The organism is Zwartia lucis, from assembly GCF_965234455.1.
Taxonomy (GTDB): Bacteria; Pseudomonadota; Gammaproteobacteria; order Burkholderiales; family Burkholderiaceae_B; genus Zwartia; species Zwartia lucis.
This window is the reverse complement of record NZ_OZ248474.1, coordinates 310,027-327,862: the sequence shown is the minus strand read 5'-3', so window position 1 is coordinate 327,862 and position 17,836 is coordinate 310,027. Positions and strand designations below refer to the sequence as shown.

Annotated in this window: 16 protein-coding genes; 11 read left to right on the top strand and 5 right to left on the bottom strand. The window is 43.2% G+C overall.

The features are described from left to right. Window positions 1-5 precede the first annotated feature (5 nt). The 5 genes from AC8GE9_RS12300 to AC8GE9_RS12280 all read left to right on the top strand — a co-directional run bounded on the left by AC8GE9_RS12300 (window position 6) and on the right by AC8GE9_RS12280 (window position 4,477). Window positions 6-572 carry a hypothetical protein gene (locus AC8GE9_RS12300; RefSeq protein ID WP_506677437.1) on the top strand — a complete coding sequence of 189 codons (567 nt, stop codon included), beginning with the start codon at window positions 6-8 and terminating at the stop codon, window positions 570-572. After that, window positions 569-1,576, top strand: coding sequence for an HIT family protein (locus AC8GE9_RS12295; RefSeq protein ID WP_506677436.1), 1,008 nt, complete (start codon window positions 569-571; stop codon window positions 1,574-1,576). Before AC8GE9_RS12300 ends, AC8GE9_RS12295 begins: the two co-directional genes overlap by 4 nt. Further along, entirely contained in the window at window positions 1,573-1,983 is a 411-nt protein-coding gene (locus AC8GE9_RS12290; protein WP_506677435.1) for a hypothetical protein, read from the top strand. The genes AC8GE9_RS12295 and AC8GE9_RS12290 overlap by 4 nt, the downstream gene beginning before the upstream one ends. Before the next feature lie 314 nt (window positions 1,984-2,297). Beyond that, window positions 2,298-2,684, top strand: a complete 387-nt coding sequence (locus AC8GE9_RS12285) for a hypothetical protein (RefSeq protein ID WP_506677434.1) — start codon at window positions 2,298-2,300, stop codon at window positions 2,682-2,684. 239 nt (window positions 2,685-2,923) lie between these two features. Continuing rightward, the gene (locus tag AC8GE9_RS12280) at window positions 2,924-4,477 is read left to right on the top strand and encodes a DUF2147 domain-containing protein (protein ID WP_506677433.1); all 1,554 of its coding nucleotides are present in this window, start codon (window positions 2,924-2,926) and stop codon (window positions 4,475-4,477) included. 964 nt (window positions 4,478-5,441) lie between these two features. Here the strand turns inward: AC8GE9_RS12280 and AC8GE9_RS12275 are convergent. Then, window positions 5,442-5,756 carry a hypothetical protein gene (locus AC8GE9_RS12275; protein ID WP_506677432.1) on the bottom strand — a complete coding sequence of 105 codons (315 nt, stop codon included), beginning with the start codon at window positions 5,754-5,756 and terminating at the stop codon, window positions 5,442-5,444. Between the two features lie 1,294 nt (window positions 5,757-7,050). Here AC8GE9_RS12275 and AC8GE9_RS12270 point away from each other — a divergent pair. Next, the gene (locus tag AC8GE9_RS12270) at window positions 7,051-7,632 is read left to right on the top strand and encodes a hypothetical protein (protein ID WP_506677431.1); all 582 of its coding nucleotides are present in this window, start codon (window positions 7,051-7,053) and stop codon (window positions 7,630-7,632) included. A gap of 591 nt (window positions 7,633-8,223) precedes the next feature. Here the strand turns inward: AC8GE9_RS12270 and AC8GE9_RS12265 are convergent. Both AC8GE9_RS12265 and AC8GE9_RS12260 read right to left on the bottom strand, forming a co-directional pair. Further along, entirely contained in the window at window positions 8,224-9,633 is a 1,410-nt protein-coding gene (locus tag AC8GE9_RS12265; RefSeq protein ID WP_506677430.1) for a Druantia anti-phage system protein DruA, read from the bottom strand. A 6-nt stretch (window positions 9,634-9,639) separates the two neighbouring features. Then, entirely contained in the window at window positions 9,640-9,864 is a 225-nt protein-coding gene (locus AC8GE9_RS12260) for an HU family DNA-binding protein (RefSeq protein ID WP_506677429.1), read from the bottom strand. 249 nt (window positions 9,865-10,113) lie between these two features. Here AC8GE9_RS12260 and AC8GE9_RS12255 point away from each other — a divergent pair, with 249 nt between their 5' ends. Continuing rightward, window positions 10,114-10,521 carry a hypothetical protein gene (locus AC8GE9_RS12255; RefSeq protein ID WP_506677428.1) on the top strand — a complete coding sequence of 136 codons (408 nt, stop codon included), beginning with the start codon at window positions 10,114-10,116 and terminating at the stop codon, window positions 10,519-10,521. Here AC8GE9_RS12255 and AC8GE9_RS12250 read toward each other — a convergent pair whose 3' ends face one another. Continuing rightward, the gene (locus tag AC8GE9_RS12250) at window positions 10,522-11,100 is read right to left on the bottom strand and encodes a recombinase family protein (RefSeq protein WP_506677427.1); all 579 of its coding nucleotides are present in this window, start codon (window positions 11,098-11,100) and stop codon (window positions 10,522-10,524) included. It lies immediately after the preceding gene. A 1,124-nt stretch (window positions 11,101-12,224) separates the two neighbouring features. Here AC8GE9_RS12250 and AC8GE9_RS12245 point away from each other — a divergent pair. The 4 genes from AC8GE9_RS12245 (at window position 12,225) to AC8GE9_RS12230 (ending at window position 16,415) form a co-directional block, all read left to right on the top strand. Then, on the top strand, window positions 12,225-13,238 hold the full coding sequence (locus AC8GE9_RS12245; protein ID WP_506677426.1) for an ABC transporter substrate-binding protein: 1,014 nt from the start codon (window positions 12,225-12,227) through the stop codon (window positions 13,236-13,238). A gap of 66 nt (window positions 13,239-13,304) precedes the next feature. Beyond that, window positions 13,305-14,114 (top strand): ABC transporter ATP-binding protein, encoded by an 810-nt coding sequence (locus AC8GE9_RS12240; RefSeq protein ID WP_506677425.1) that lies wholly within the window; start codon window positions 13,305-13,307, stop codon window positions 14,112-14,114. Next, a complete protein-coding gene (locus AC8GE9_RS12235) occupies window positions 14,107-14,904 on the top strand; it encodes an ABC transporter permease (RefSeq protein WP_506677424.1) in 798 nt (265 codons plus the stop codon). The genes AC8GE9_RS12240 and AC8GE9_RS12235 overlap by 8 nt, the downstream gene beginning before the upstream one ends. A 5-nt stretch (window positions 14,905-14,909) precedes the next feature. After that, window positions 14,910-16,415 (top strand): amidohydrolase family protein, encoded by a 1,506-nt coding sequence (locus AC8GE9_RS12230; RefSeq protein WP_506677423.1) that lies wholly within the window; start codon window positions 14,910-14,912, stop codon window positions 16,413-16,415. A 134-nt stretch (window positions 16,416-16,549) separates the two neighbouring features. Here the strand turns inward: AC8GE9_RS12230 and AC8GE9_RS12225 are convergent, their stop codons facing one another. Further along, entirely contained in the window at window positions 16,550-17,827 is a 1,278-nt protein-coding gene (locus AC8GE9_RS12225; protein WP_506677422.1) for an FCSD flavin-binding domain-containing protein, read from the bottom strand. Window positions 17,828-17,836 lie beyond the last annotated feature (9 nt).

Below are 17,836 nucleotides of genomic sequence, written 5' to 3'. Positions count from 1 at the left end.
TTCGAATGAGTAACAATCAAAACATGTCAGACGAAAAATCTTCGAAAATTCAATCAGCAATTATAGGCAATGCTGGTGAACATCTCGCAATCTCCTATCTTTTACGAAAGAACATGATTGCAGGACTGGCACCACAAAATACGGAAGACTTCGATATTGTGGTTATGTCGAAGAACGGGACAACGTTATTTCCAGTGCAAGTAAAAACGTCCACGAAGAAGAACTGGATGTTAAGCAAGAAACACGAATCACCGATTAAGAACCTCATCTACATCTTCATCCGATTTTCATCAGATCTAATGGAATCTGAGATGTTTATGATGACATCGAAAAAAGTGTCTGAAGTTACTTCAATATCACATCAAATATGGTTGAAGTTACCAAACAAAGATGGTGGACCGCATAAAGACTCAGAGATTCGTAATCTAATGATAGACACCAGTCAATTGATAAAAAAAGTTGAACGACCAGATCAATATCTAACAGAAGACGAAATCAAATTCATCGAAAATCATTCGATGGGTTGGTTGGAACAGTACAGAAATGATTGGACTCTGTTCCAAACAAAATGACCACCTTCAACCATCTGAAACAGTTCATCACCCAAGATATGAGTATGTCTCATGTCTATCAACCAGTAATGTTGATTGAATTATTGAAGAACAACGGTCAAGCATCAGTCACTCAAATTGCGCAGGCGATTCTGAACAAAGATCCGAGTCAAATTGAATACTACTCACAAGTTGTTAAAAACATGGTTGGTCGTGTTCTAACTAACAGTCGTGGCATCACCATCAAAGAAGGTTCAACATACAAACTTGACGGTGCGTCTGAGTTATCGAATGAACAGATAAACGAGTTGATTGAACTTTGTAACGATAAGATTTCTGAGTACGAACAAAAGAGAGACGGAGCACATTGGGATCATCGTCGTAGAGGTCATCGTCCAATCTCTGGATCAGTTAGATTTGAAGTGTTAAAGCGAGCAGCATTTCGTTGCGAACTCTGCGGCATCTCTGCTGATAACAAGAATCTCGAGGTGGACCATATTCATCCAAAAAGTCTTGGCGGCAAGGATGACATATCAAACTATCAAGCACTCTGCTATACCTGCAATGCATCTAAACGAAATACTGACGACACAGACTTTCGTGGATTTAAGACTCAATATGAGCATAGAGAGTTAGACTGCATCTTCTGTCAGTTTCAATCATCCGAACACAACCGGATCGTTGAAGAAAATGCTCTTGCATACGCAACGAGAGATGCATTTCCCGTGACTGAACATCACACTCTTTTCATTCCAAAACGTCATGTAATCGACTATTTCGGTCTAACTCAAGCAGAACTCAATGCGATTCATGCTCTGATACATTCACAGAAGAAAGTATTGGATGCGTTAGACCCAACGATTGAAGGGTATAACTTAGGTTGGAATTGTGGTGAGATTGCAGGTCAATCGGTCTGGCACTGTCATGCTCATTTGATACCAAGACGTAAAGGAGATGTCGAATTTCCCAAAGGGGGCGTTCGTCACGTGATCCCTTGGAAAGGACATTATGAGGAGAAGGAATGATGAAGTTTTTTATAGTACTTTTCTTTATTTTTTTTAATAGTATGTATGTAAATACGTATGCTCAAGTTTTTAATAAAAAATTAACATCGTACAGTTGTAAAAATCCAGAAGATATTTTGTCTTGCGACAAAAATTGCGTTAAAGATTCATCATTAACAATGGATTTCTTAACTAATAAAGAAGACAAAGCGGTTATGGTTCGTGGTTATGATAATGGAAAGATATTTCATAACGCAACTTTTAAAAACTGTAATATTTTTGATTCTAAAAATTGGGATTGTTCTGAAACTCACGGAAGTGCCATTACTGAATTTAAAATGGCGAATGGGATTTATTATTCCTCTCAACGTAATATTTTTTTAAATCCATACAGAGAGAGATACTTATTTTTTAGTTGTGCAAGATGACCCGAATCTCCTCCTACACTCAGTATCAATGCAAACTGTGTGGACAGATTCATGTCAAACCTGAATACGGTTCAGTCAGTTCCTTTGTACCCGTTGATATTGTATTAAATCCAACTGACCTAAAGACCTGTAAACGATGCGGACAAACACAAGAAGTTCAAGAGTACGCAGAGATTGGGCGAACTAGTACTTCAGTTACGATTGACACTTACCCTGAATATCCCACAGTTTGGCAGAGAGTAAGGCGAAGACTGGACGGCAAGTATTGCAAGAAAGAAGTACATGTAACGGATCTATACCCGAGGATTTGAGCGATGAAAAAAATAATACTTTCACTTTTAATGCTCATTACAACCGTCGCCAGCGCACAAGAGATTCTTATATTTGGTGGTGACAACAACAAAGATTTTCTAGGATGTCTTTCGTGTAATGAAATGGCGGGCAACTCCGTTTGGAATGAGATGTCTCAGTACGGATGGAATAATGGGTTTGGCAAGTGGAATCCATTTGGACCGTATAAGAATCCTTTCTCTAGTTACTCTGCCTGCAATGAGTTCACATCAAATGGACCTGTGCTTGTAGACAAAAATGGCAAGTTTTATGGTCGATTAACAATGAATGAATTTACAAGTGGAAGCATTTGCGGATTCAGTGGAAATGAAAAAATATGTAGAGCACTAAAAGTAATGTGTGCAAACTAATAACACACATCAAGTTTCAGTACTCTCCAAAGGGTCAGTCAAATCGTGTACATAATTCAGTCACAGTACAAGTCTACGGAGATACAGAGAGTGCAGCAATGCAAGCACTTCGTAAACATTTCCCGAGTTAGGATGATTTCGTGATTTTAGAAATAGATTGGCAGACATAGGGTTGGGAGCGGTCGGTTTAAGTAGTATTCAAACTGACTTGTTTAGTCTAGAAAAGATACGAGATGATGATGAAACAACTACTGATGTTTTTTTTACTTTCGATTAGTTCTGCGGCATTTGGGCAAAGTCCAATACCCAGCAATCCAAACCTTGAACAAATACTTTCTACCTACAATGCAAATCAAGCGAGATTTCACACTACCTATCGTGGTCGCCAATTTAATGCAGAAGGAGTGGTAGAGAGTATCGAAACAGATATGTTTGGAACGGGTTCAAAGTTCTCAATCAAACTCAATGTTGAACGACGGAAGGTTTTGTGTATCACTACGAATAAAAACGCCGCAGCGTCGCTAGATAAAGGCGAAAGAATAAGATTCGCAGGCGTAATAGATGATGTCACTGCTGAGACTTTAGAGATCGAGGACTGTTTATACGCTGTAATTAAAGCATCTACTAATAACTCAAATAGAACTGCACCTATCACCGTAAATGAACCCACTGTACCAACATCTCCGGACAATAGTGCTATTTTAAATCGTGCCAAAAATAGTTATCTGAAGTCTCTTGAGACACAGATTTCAAAGGATGTATTAGCAAATATTTCAAAACTTGAAAATTTTCCATATTTTTTTACATATTCCAGTCAAGGTGACCTCAATGATGACGGAGTCAATGACTATTTGTTCTTTGATGAGTCGCAGACGGGCGAGGCGACTGGCATCGGAATAGTTATGTCGACCACAACCGATGCATCACGATTCAGTCAACAGTATGAATATCATTTTCTAAAAGATGGACGTGGCGAACCAAAAATAGTGACAATGAATTTAAGCGCCAAAATCAAAAAAAATCTTATCAGTCAAAGCGGAAAATTTTTCATCTTTAATGGCAAGAACTTTATCGAAGTCATTTTTGCTGATTCGCAAACAACCGCCAGAACTGCGATATCACAGACCTCATCCACGCAAATTTCAGATGAACTATCAAAGTTAAATGGGAAATGGTTTAGTCAAATAGCAAATTATGGGTATCTTTTAACTAATGGTGTGGGTGTTGCCACTCATACAAATAGTTCCAAATTCAATATAGGGGACAAGATCATTGAATTAACATCAACGGGAAACAATTCATTTCAAGGACAACAAATTTACCAGAATGGGAAATTCTATTCAGTGCGGATGAAATTGATTTCCCAAAATCGACTACTAGTACAAGGTGAAGGAAATGTGTCTTGGTACATGGATCGAGAAACTGGAAATCCAATTGATCCGGACTTACCGTTGACCCCTCCGCCTTGGGATCATAACGGTTCAAAAATGTCAGTAACCATCATTAACGACGTTCTGAACATACACTACATTGAACCAAGGAAGGCAATGATGGATGCTGGCGCTCGAATGAATACGTTGTTGCTGAATGGCAAGGTTACAGGTGATATTGTTACAGGGACGGCACGCATTTTTGCGCAAAAATGCGGAATACTTACTTATTCTGTTACGGGAAGCATTACGAGTGATCATCAGCAAATACTAGTGGTTGGTATGGCACCAGTAGTAAATCGCCAAACTTGTGAAGTAACGAAGATGATACCTGACCCATTGCTATTTAACATCGTGGATTAACTTCCCTCGACCACTACCAGAATCATCACTCTCTTTCGGGTGGTGATTTTTTTTACATCTTGCACAAACTTAGTCAACTCTGAATTCGTGACTTGAGGTTTTGTATCAGGGTCAATCTCAAGTGTCAGTAACGATTTCTTTCTGAGTACTTCAAGTTCTCTGTTCATAAATCTTCACGCAATAACTGAATCGTGATCTGATCTTTGTCAGAACTCACAATCTCAATCGCAAAGACATACTGTTCACGTAGGTGTTCAATGAACTGTCTTAGTGATAACAACTTATTTTCATGTTTACTGCTCGGGTTCAATTTCATTTGAATCTTCTCTCTGTTATGGTTGGTACATGGATACTGATGACGAACTGTTTCAGGCAATCATTGACAGCATTGAGTCCTTGGAAAACGAAGAACTTTGGTCTCAGCGTGTGATTGATGAACAAGACAACGACTAAGCATAGAAACGATTGCGTGTGTACTGTGGCAATGTTCTCTGCAATATCACTCTGCACAAAGTAGAGTCACGCAAGTTATTCTCTCGAGCAATCTGCGTAATAAGTTTCTCAGTCTCCTCATCAAGACGGATGTGGATGTCTCTAGTGAGTGGTGGATGTTTTGGTGTCATAGGGGTAAGTCTCCTGGTGGTTCTTATGATTAATGTTAACGAAAGCGTATAGGTAGTTAATGAAACGGTTTTGGGGGCGGGTCACTTTGTGTTGACTCTGTATTTAGTACCCATCCAATCTGCTGCAGAACAGCAAAGGATTCAAATCTGATTAGGATCTACTTCGGATCTGTATCGGATCTGTATCGGATCAGATTCGGATCTACTTTGGATCTACTTTGGATCAGATTCGGATCAGTTCTGGACTAGTGCTTCGCACCATTCGCTTCGCTCATGGGTTACTGGTGAGATAAGGATCAATTACAGCAACAGGAGCGTAGCGACATGATGAGCAAAGCGAATCATTGGTTAGGATGTAACCAAGTACTCTGCGGCAGGATCTTCAGACGAACTCTGCCAATCTGGCAAAGTTCAAATTCTGCGTCTAGGACACTCAGAACGATTTCATGTAGATAACCGATTTCTATCGGCAGGACGGTTAGTCGTTTTCCTTGAGAGAACCAAATCTTTTCCCTCATATCTGCTCCCCAACGGAAACAAACCAGTGCAACATGAACTACATCTGGTCTATCGGGTGTTGTATCTTCTTCACAGCGCACCCATCGAACGATAATTTTTATTTTCAGCACCCCTACTTCGTCTTTGGTGCTCTTCATTACGATAAATTTTGTCCGCTGATCCTACCGCACTCTCTGCGTGATTCACTACAATCTCTCGGGACTTGTCTCAAGTTACTGCTCATACATCTATATATGCTTTGTCTCATCTCGTTTGATGAATTTTGACAAATTATTTACATCTTTTTTTTATTATTGCCGAGGTTCGGTAAGTCTAGTGGCGGACTGAAAGTCGCTCACTAGTAAAAATGGTTACCGAAATACAGTTCGGTAACCATTCAGAAAAGTGATGATTTCTGAAACTTTTTATAGTCATCTATATGAATCATTAAAAAACTTGCTCTAGGAGGATTGTCTGGATTTGTATAGCAAGTTTTTCTGTATATTGCGTCACAAATAAAATACTGTGTCCTACTGGGATTGTTGATAAAGACTTAAGTTCTCGGGCATTTAATTGATTTATATCAATCATTCTGATGCAGTTTATTTCTATAGATTTTCTCATGATATTTCTCTCTTAGTAGCATTGCGATGTTCTGTAATTCTGACGAATCAGACAATCTCTCATCACAATTGATGATGTGTCCATCCTCTCATTACCCACTGCTTTAATGAGGCAAAGGTGACAGGAGTTCAGGCAACAATGCGGGTGCGTTTTGGCAAAGTTCTAACTTAGAACTTATCGGCAATAGTGATGACAGAACACCCACCATTGCCTCATCTGATGATTGACAAGTGACATAATGGCGGTGTTCGGTTTTAGAGAAATAGTTTTAATTTGACACCGCAAGATTTGATGCTCAATCACTAAAGTGAGTTACTAGATACCAAGATCCTTAGTCAATCGACTCAGAAGTGTATTGACTCTTTCTTTATAGGCAAACCCGAGAATCCCAGACTTAGTGCCAACACGATAGAGTGACTTGAGTAACTGTGGATACTTTGAGTACTGACTTGCTGTGATATCTATCAAATTGCCGTCTGTATCGATTGACCACCATTGATACATCTCCTCGTCCACTAGTTTGCAACTATCATCTTTTGAACGATACAAGTGCATATGATTAGCACCGAATATTTTGTAAAGATATCCCGATGCCGTATGACAATAACCAAACATCGGATTCTTCCCGTTCAATACAACCCATTTCTTCGGCAATAAGTCAGATGTTAAGTTGCGTTTGATTGATGCAATGACTCGTCTGCGATTTGTCTTGTTGTACGGGATTTTGGCAGGATTTGGCATATTTACGATTTCTCTCTTTGCATTTCAGTACTCTAACTGTAATATTTACTCAGAGTAAAGTTCTAACTTAGAACCGAGGAGACTATCTTGGCAGAGACGAATACATTACCCGCACTTACTGCGGACGCTAAAGCAGTCATTGCGAACGCACTTGTAGAAATCAAACAATCGGTACAAAAGACTGCCAATGCAATTCTTGATTTGGCAGAGGTTCTTTACAAATACAGTCTCAAAAAAGAATGGCATTTCATTCGAGAAGAATTAGTTAACAGCAACACTTTTTCTGACTCAGTTCTGAAGAAATTAGTGCCAATCGGTCAAAATAAGATTCTGACTGACAAAAAACATAGAGAACAATTACCTTTCGGGTACAACCATCTTTACCCTCTGACTCAAATTCAAAACGACACCCTAGTAAAACTCATAGACAAAGGTGACGTTCATATCGGGTTGACCGTCGAAGAGGCGAATCGGTTAAAGGTTGAATACGCCGAGTCTGCACCCTCTTCAAATAAGACTAAGTCGGCGACTCAAGACACAATTACATACACAGTTAAATTTAAAATTAGTAAGAAGCGTGTCGTCCAGTCGCAGGTCAACGATGCGTTAAATATCTTCAGAAAGAAATTAGAAAAAATCGATTCTGAAGTCACCTTCTACGAAAAATGAACTCTTTGCAAAATTCAACAATCAAAGACTGTAAAGGCATCGGGTCAAATGTCTTGTTTTCCAATGGTCATGTCGCAATATTCGGTGACTTGCCGAATAATGACCTAGTCTTTATAAAACGTTTCAAAGACAAGTCCAAGTCCGAGTTATTCGACAGAAACGTCAATCAAGAAATTGCAGAAAATGAGTGCAATGAACTGATGAAAAAAATTCTATTGTTGGGGTATGCAGATGCTCTTGCGTTGTTCTCAATCTCTGAAGTGCAAATCAAATTGATAAAACAGACAATCAAAAAATTGTCTGCAACTCACATTCGTTTGTATATCCATGACGGTAATCTACGAATCGCAATCTTTGACTATCGCAAGTTCTCTGCTAAGAATCGTCTGCAAAGAAAGAAAACGTTATTGATTGAACATCTTGACCTGAGCATTCGAGTGATTGACGAGTTCAGTTTCACACTACTCGCATCATCATTTTCTAAACTACCTGCGAAAGACTGCAATGTTCGAGTCAGTGCGAATGATATCTGTGCGATAACACCTGTCAAAGGCGATGACGATTCAACTTATTACTATCGCAATCAACAGGTCATAGAACCGATGACGGTATTTCACTCGGCACGGATTTCTCAGGATATTTCGTTTGTATTTCATCCCACGACATTTGGGGAAGGTTCGAATACCAGTCAATCTCTGTCGGAATAGAAGCAGTCACGCTGTCGATTCGTCCTTTAGTTAGACCTTTCATGCGTATCTTTTTTCGAATCCGTTCTGGTTTCTTTTCTTTCTTAATCATTTCGTCGGTCGGTTGAGTAGTGTCACCCATAGAACCGTATCGCCAGAACTCAGTTAACGTCGCAATTGAGTTATCGAATGCAGGCACTAACTCTTCAACAGGTATTTCATCACGTAGATACTCGGTCGAGTTTTTATAGAGGAAAGATGAATATACTCCTCTCGGTTCAAATGACTTGTACTCGTCGGCACGCAAACCTAGTTTTTGATAACAAAATTTGAGAGTCACGGTCTTACTCTCTCTCGTATTCAACATTCCCGTCTCAGGGTTCTTCTCAACGAAGAATTGATAAAACTTCTCTGGATAACGGTGTCTTAACCACTCACGCATCGAGTCGTATGTGTTCTTCGTGAGTTTGATAGGACCCTCAGTTGAGGTTTGTTTTTTCAAGTTTTTCCAGTACGGATTTAAATTATCGTACTGCGTACCCGTCTCAGTACCGAAGAGAGACGTAGTATGCACGCCGACCAACTTATCGCCGTGTTCTGCTTCCCATGCATCTGCAACTTCTTTTGATAAACAAAGTAGTGATAAAAGTTTGCCGCCAAGAAATGCACTTCCAAAAGGTTGCGTCGGGACAATAGTTTGACCGTTTGCAAGACAGTTAAGTTTTGAACCTCGTTGTTTCTTTATTTTTTCTTTATCCCAACCGATTTCGTCATGGATTGCGGGTATTCGATACATTGCGGAACTTATACAGATGACGCCAAGATATTGTTTAGTCGGTCTATCAATCACAAGAAATGACATTCGTCTGCCAACTGTTCCATCGTTTGGTGCCGACGAGACTAACGTACATAAAGTATCCCAGTGAATATCTAAAGGTTCGGTTGTAGGAAATCGAATCTTCTGCGACTCGCCCCAAATATTGTAAGAGTCGACCTCGAATTCATTGTTGACTTTTATCAGTTGCGGTTCAATGCGTCGAAAATCGGACTTGCCCTTCGGACGCCATATCATTCGTTTCACAAAATGCATATGACCAATAGTCTTATGTCTTACCTTGTCATCAATCCAAGTGGCGACCTCTTCTCGTTTGAGGTACAGCAGACGTTGATTCACAGACAACGGTTTCAACAGACGTACTTCTTGACGTATTTGAGTCTCAATTCTTTTTAACGATGACTCAGTCAAAGGAAAAGACTGGGATTCAAACCAATCTTTGTAACCACCGTCTTGAGAGAAATTACGTTTTTTGCTCACGATGCATTATGTCTTGATGGTTTTCTTTGGTGATGCGTTTGTCATCACTGGTTTGATTGAATTTTTTGCAATTGAGTACGTGCCGAAATCAGACAGTTGAACCTCTTCGCCTCTTTTGAGTGATTCGGACATCACATCTAACAACGTATCAATGATTGAATCCAATTCTTTCATTGAAGTTTTCTTGTCGAGTCTTTCGTAGACTTGTCGGACGATATCGGATTTATTCATTTTTATCTGACGTTTGCTTTGAATTTTGGTATCGTAGTTAGATGAAATCTACCATGCGTCTTGCGATAGTAGCAATTAGTCTTTTCTGTGCATCAGTATTTGCACAGTCTTTGCCAGTGAAAATGTCATCATCGGGCATCTGTCACGCCCCCGGAACGACTTACTATGACCAGACGAAGAAGTTCACGACATTTAAATCACTTGACGACTGCCTAAAAGCAGGCGGTCGGTTACCGAAGAGGTGATGGTATGCAACGAATTTTTGTATTGATGATTTCTTTTTTGTTCAGTTTCAACGTACTTGCCCAGCAATCTTACATTTGTATTGCTGATTCATCCACGGGTTTTGCTTTCAACAAGACGACTAAAAAATGGTTTCCAACCCATTTTGATGTTAAAGACTCAAAGTATGTATTGTCCAGTAAAGATAACAAGTGGGAGTGGAAACAACTTGGAGAGGAGATTTCAATGATTAAATGCGGTGAATTTGATGGAAATGGTTATCTATACTGTTCTGGTATCGAGACTTTGAGATTCAATAAAAACAATCTACGTTTTTTACTTATCTATAATGTTGGTTATGTGACCGCAGGAGTAATTGGAATTGATGGTGAGGATAATCCTGCGATGACTATTGGAAAATGCTCTCCAATATAATTAAAGAACCGAGTAAACAGTCCCGATACCCACACCGAGTTGTTTCGCAATCTGTTTGATGCCCATACCCTTCTCACGAAGAATCTTGATTGCGTTACGCATACCGTCATTCATCTTTGACGGACGACCGAGTTTCACTCCTGCTGCCTTGGCACGTTGTTGACCTGCCATCACACGTTCACGAATCAGATTGCGTTCAAACTCTGCTAACGCACCGAATACAGAGAACATCATTCGTCCCGATGCAGAACTTGTATCCAGACCCTGTTGAAGAAACATTAAATCAACTTTGAGTGATTGCAGTTCGTTCAGTATTTCAACGAGATTTTGCAATGAACGACCGAGTCTATCGATTGACCAACACATGACCAAGTCAAATTTGCGTTGTGTTGCTGCCTTCATCATTGCGTTGAGTGCGGGACGATCCTGACGAGATTTCGCCCCCGAGATGCCTTCGTCAAGATACTCAGAGACGATTTCGTAACCCATGCGTTCTGCGACTGCACGAAGTTCAATGAGTTGATTCTCGCACGACTGTTTGTCAGTTGAGACACGAGCGTAGATTGCGATTTTCTTCATTTTTGCCACCTTCAGAAACTTGGTTCGGTAAGGTGGAAGGTATCAGGAGTGGATTGGAATGCAAGCACCACACTTCTTTAATTTATAGTCTGTAGTGTGTATACTACAAACTATACTACATATGTAATTAGTTGTTATTAATCAATAGTTTAGATAGTAAATTCCATCACTTGTAATGAGAAGGTCGAGGGTTCGATTCCTTTCTCCGGCACCAATAATTTAAAAGGTCTCTAGGCGTAAATGCCCTGAGACCTTTTTTTGTGGGTCTTGATTAGATAGCCTTTTATTCGTGCAGCTTTCAGAGGTATTTCACTTCTAGATTTTTTGCCTCACGACTTTCATGGTACTGATTCTGACTAATGCGATTACATCTCTGTCACCTTAAACGCGGCAGCAACCCAAGACAAACGTGGGTTATAGGTTCATGCAGCACGTGTGATGACGTACCTTAGGGGGACGAATTTCCGTTTAAGCAAAAAACGAAATGACTCACGCTATACATGGCGTCAATGAGGTCTCACAGATGGAATTGGCATTAAAAACATCTTTTACTCTGACCTGCGCGGATGGGGTTTTTTGGATCTATGAGGCACTATAATTTTTGCTGTTGTGCGTCATGCCCTCGCCTGGGAAGACTGCGCTCTTGCGACCGCTGGTGCATGGGGCGGTATTTAACTGGACTACAAAGGGGGAGATGTAGGGTAACTTCGATTTGCCTAAGTGGTGAGTGGCTGCTGTCAATGCAGCTGGGGAATTAGAGGGGGATACAAGGGGCTTTGGGGGGCAGGGGGGTGGTTGTGGGGGTGTTTTCATGTGCTGAGCTCCTACCGAGGGTGAGGTATGGGAAGCGTTATCTGAGTGCAGAGATATTGCTCGACTGTCCGAGGGTACTACAGACTGTGGAGTGCCGAACATGGAATAAAAGAATGAGGGCGCTACAGAGATGTAGGATTAAGGTGGTTCTTAAATGAAAACAAATTCAACGCTAATTCACTAAACGCTGTTAAATTGGGTAAATCATTGTGTGATACTTTTGAATGTACCGATGTTTGGTGCTTTTAATGGACACCTAGATCATAGTTTCTACTACCGATCCTGTTCGCGCGCCTAACTAGGAGTCTCATATGTCATCACTCTCATCCCCCTTGCGTTTACTAAGAAACTTATGCCTTGGACTGACGCTCGCCGCCACCTCCTTAAGCACCTTAGCCCAAGACAAAGTGCAATTCTTACTAGACTTCCTACCGAGCGGCGAGTTCGCGGCTTATTATGGCGGCGTGGCTAAAGGCTTTTTTAAAGAACAACAAATCGACTTGACAATTAGTCGGGGCTACGGCGGCGGAGATACCGTGGCAAAAGTGGCCGCAGGTGCAGCACCTTTCGGCATTGCAGACATCTCAGCCACCTTAGCAGGCTCCGCCAAAGGCGGCATGCCAGTCAAGATTCTCAGTTCAATGTATGTATTTTCTCCGCACTCGATGTTTGTGCTCGAAAGTTCAAACATCAAGAGCTTAAAAGACTTAACCGGCAAACGAATCGGCATTACCCCAGGTAACAGCCATAAGCTTTATTTCCCTGAAGTTGCCAAACGCGTTGGGATCGACGAGTCTAAGGTTCAATGGGTAAACGTAGATGGTGCCTCAATGGCGACCCTGTTAATTTCGAAAAAACTCGACGCAGCACCATTTTTCGCCATTCATTACTACTACGTCAATAAAGCCGCCGTCGCGCAGGGTCAGAAAATTGTTGCGCTTCCCTTTGTTGAAACAGGCTTCACAATCTATTCTTCCGTACTGTTCTCCAATGAAAACACCATCAAGAGCAATCCTGACCTGGTGAGACGCTTTTTGACAGCCGCCTGGAAATCAGTTCGTTGGGCGCGCGAGAATCCAGAAGAAGCCTGCTCCCTCCACGTTAAACAAAATCCCGAGGTCAAACAGGATGATTGTGTCGGCAGTTTAACTGCGGTGAATAGCTATATATTTAATGAATTTTCGCAAAAAATTGGGCTTGGAAAATTTGAAGAGGCACGTCTTGAATCGACTTGGAAGGAAGTCGTCAAGGCTCAACAGCTTGATCCGGCCTTTGACTATAAAAAAGTTTTTAATATGACCTTATTACCTGCCGTAGAAAAATAAAGTCAGCACGATGGAATCTTTCGCAATCATAAAAAAAACACGCCTTACCCGCGTGTATTTAAATTTATGATTGCGCCAGCTACCTCGTCGCTAGCGGAATTAAACATTGAGTCGGTCAGCAAAGAGTTTCGTTCAAGAGACGGAACAAAAACCTTAGCGCTCGATCGCATTTCCCTACAGATTCAAGACGGCGAATTCATCGCACTTGTCGGTGCGTCTGGGTGCGGCAAATCAACCTTGCTCAGAATGGTCTGCGGTTTGCTGGCCCCAAGTCAAGGCACCATTAAGCTGGGAGGAGTCAACATTACCGAGCCTCGCAACGATACCGCTATGGTGTTTCAGGCACCTACGCTACTGCCGTGGGCAACTATTTTAGATAACGTCCTGTTTCCACTTAAAATGCTGCAGACAATGAATTCGCAAAGCGAAGAGCAAGCCAAGGCCTTGCTCAAGCTAGTGGGTTTAGAGGGCTTCGAAAATAAGTTTCCTCGAGAACTCTCAGGTGGCATGCAGCAGCGCGCCGCTATATGCCGCGGTCTTGTTCAACAGCCCTCGTTACTTTTGATGGATGAACCCTTCGGCGCTCTGGATGCCTTAACCCGAGAAGAAATGGCAGTTGAGCTTTTAAGAATATGGTCGAGTCAACCCAAAACCGTATTGTTCGTGACCCATTCGATCTCTGAAGCGGTCTTGCTTGCTGACCGTGTCGTGGTGATGTCTCCGAGACCCGGCAGAATCTCACAAATTATTTCAATTAACTTGCCACGTCCTCGTAGCTTCGATGATCTTGCCAGCGCAGTCGCGCAGGAGGCCATGCGTCAAATCAGGCAATTGATCTATGCCGACAAACTTTCAAGTGGGTCTGCGCATGACTAAACCACTCCCGATGGCCTTAGTTAAAAACCTCACAATCATCATTCAACCGCTGATATCTATTGCCGGTTTGTTTTTACTCTGGGAGTTGGCCGTCTATGCCCTGTCCATCCCTGGGTACATCTTACCGGCACCCTCGGCAATATGGCGCGGCCTTGCAGAGTTAGGTATGGCAAGCCTACTTGGGCACATTGGCGCCACACTCACCACGGTCTTACTGGGGTTTTCGTTATCTGTGCTTGTCAGCTTACCGCTGGCGATTGCCATCACCGCCTCACCCGCTATTTCGCGCGTCATTTACCCCCTTTTAATTCTGACGCAATCTATTCCAAAAGTGGCATTAGCGCCGATTTTGATCATTATGCTTGGCACCAATGCCTTGCCAAGAGTGCTTGTTAGTTTCCTAGTTGCATTTTTCCCCTTAGTCGTATCGACTGCCGCAGGCCTGCTCGCCGCACCGCCAGAACTCATTGAACTCGGACGATCTTATCGCGCTTCAAAATTAAAAGAACTCATCAGAATTCGATTGCCTTTCGCGATTCCGTTTATCTTTAGTGGCCTCAAAGTCGCGAGTGCTCTATCAGTGGTCGGTGCCGTCGTCGCCGAGTTTGTCGCAGCCAATCAAGGACTAGGCTATCTCATCACTACCTCAATGGCATTTTTTCAAACACCCGCAGCCTGGGGTGCTGTCATTATTCTCGCTTTCATGGGTATGGGGTTCTTCGGACTCATCGCGTTAATTGAAAAAGTATTTTTTCCTTGGGCGAACCCCAATCCAATGGCAGGAGAGTAATTCACATGAGTGCAATGCTTATCGAGAACGGACTCGTTCTCACGGATTCTTCCAGCAAACCACAATACTGCAGCCTATTAATCAAAGACGGTCGATTCGTAAGCCTGTTACCACCGGGTACGGAGGTAGCAGACGCGCAAGTCATGGATGCAACAGATATGCTGATCCACCCCGGTCTGGTCAATGGTCACATGCACGCGCACACGACCTTAACCAAGGGAATGGCAGACAGATGGTCCCTTGAGATATTACTCGCCGCTGGTATGGGTATCTATGGCGCTATGTCGTCAGAGGATCTGTATGCCTCTGCGGCGATCGGGGCAATCGAACTTGTAGGAAAGGGCTGCACGACCGTCTATGACATGTGTCTTCAGGCACCACTTCCTTCACCCGAAGGTATCGGCGCCGTGGCCAAAGCCTACTCAGACATTGGCATGCGCGCAGTGATCGCCCCCATGGTTTCAGACATCAACTTCTTTGATGCCACGCCCGGGTTGCTTGAGGCGATGCCTAAAGAAATTCAACAGGCCTTAAGTCTGAGACGACCTCTTCCGTTTGAACGCTCTCTCGCAGCGATGAGCACCATTCTCAAAGAGTGGAGCTACCCATCTGACAAAATAAAATTAGCGCTTGCACCCACTATCCCTCTGCACTGTTCAGACGATTTTCTCATTGCTTGCAAAAAACAAGCCGATGACTTTGGCGTAGGCATGCAATGCCACCTACAAGAAAGTAAAGTACAAGCGTTAGCCGGCCTAACTCGCTACGGAAAAACCTTGACGGCACACATTGACGACCTAGGCCTTCTGGGACCTAACTTTGTTGCCTCGCATGGTGTTTGGTTAGATGACGACGATATGGCAAGGCTGGGGCGCGCTGGCGCAAGCGTGTGCCACAATCCCGGCAGCAATACAATTTTGGGAAGCGGTCTCGCGGATATGCGGGGCATGCTCAACCACGGTGTGAATGTCGCAATCGGCACCGATGGCGCAAACTGCTCTGATAACCTCAACATGTACGAAAGTATGCGTATGGCGGCACGCGTGTCGCATGTGCGCACACCAGAAATATCTGAATGGATCTCTGCTCAAGAAATTTTTTACGCCGCCACAGAAGGCGGTGCGCGCGCAGCGGGCATGTCAGATATCGGACGTATCGCGGTCGGATTTAAAGCCGATCTCGTCATGATCGATCTGTCGCACATCAACTGGATTCCAACGAATGACGTACTGGTCCAGCTGGTGCAAAGCGAAGATGGCAATGCCGTGCATAGCGTGATGATCGACGGCAAGTGGGTCGTACGCAATCGTGAGGTCGTCAATATGCAACCTAAGTCTTTACGAAACCATTCACAAGAAACCATTGCCCGTCTACTAGCGCTTGCTGTTGAAAACGGCAACAGCGATCTCTACAAACGTCTTGCACCCATCGTTACGTGCTTCTGCCCTGCGTTGATGCATCAGCCCTATAGGGTTGAACGTTTTGGATCTGTGTTTACGAAAACAAAATGATAATAGGCTGCGCTGTTGGCTAGTTGGCTAGAACCAGCGTAATAGCCACTCTTCGGGCACTATAGATTAAAAAAGCTATCAGGTTTTCGCCTGACAGCTTTTTTATTGTGCGCTGCAGTTTTATAGCATCTGTTTTAAACCAAACTATCCGCCCAGATATTTTTGGCCCAACCCCATGCATATGTTCCTTCAAGCGCTGTAGGTTCTGGCGACAAACCGCCTGAGCCCGCAACTGTCTTAAAGGTCTTTTCTGCTGGCACGTATTGATGCACACTGGCGACGTGAACCACGTCCGTTGCATTCACAAAGCTATAACAAGTATTCGTCAACACCGGCTGTGGATTAACGGCAAACCCACTCAACTCAGCAACGATCGCTGCCGCAGTGACCTTCGCATGTTGATTCGCCATATGACCAGACTTGGGCATTGCAGGCGCAACCTGTATCGAGTCGCCAATAATATGAATATCTTTTGCAGCCACTGATTCGAAATTCAAGAAGTTCACATTCGACCATCTTGCGTTAGCGTCAGCCAGGCCCGCTTTGACAATCAGATCGCCCGCACGCATGGGTGGCAAGATATTCAATACATCTGCCTTGACTTCTTCTTGTACTTCAAACTTGATCGTGCGCGTCTTAGCATCAACAGCCGTCACATTGTGCTCAGGCATATATTGAATGATACCGGGGTAAAGCTTTGCCCAGGCTTCCTTGAACAACTTACCCTTAGATGTCACATCCTGGTTTGCATCAAACACTAAAACCTTTGATTTAGGCTTGTTTTTTTGCAGGTAGCTTGCGACCTGGCATACGCGCTCGTAAGGTCCTGGAGGGCAGCGATAAGGCGCCAGTGGGATACTCAAGGCATACACACCACCATCACGCATCTCTGCAATCTGCTTGTGCAGGGCTGTCGTCTCGGCGCCCGCTTTCCATGCCTGGAGCGTCACACCCGCTTTGTTTGCCGCCTCGAGACCCTCCACACGATCCATCATCAGGCCGATACCTGGAGACAACACGAGCTTGTCATACTTAATGGTTTGACCAGATGCCAACTGGACCGTTTTCTTTTCACGATCGATACTCGCGACCATATCTTTCACCATTTTCACGCCATGATTTTTTTCAAGGCCTGAGTATGGAACTGAAAGTGCACTGAGTTTTTGCGAGCCGCCCACAACCAGATTAGAGAGTGGGCATGAAATAAACTCAGGATTTGGTTCGATTAGCGTGACCTGAGCCGTATTGTTTGAAAACATGCGCAAATATTTAGCGGCGGTCGCTCCACCATAACCTGCGCCCACAACGACGATCTGTGCTGACTTCAGTGAGCTGGCGCGAGCTTGACCATTTATCCCAAATGCCAAGCCAGCGACTGCAGCGCTTTGTCCAAGAAAATGACGACGATTCATAATATTGCC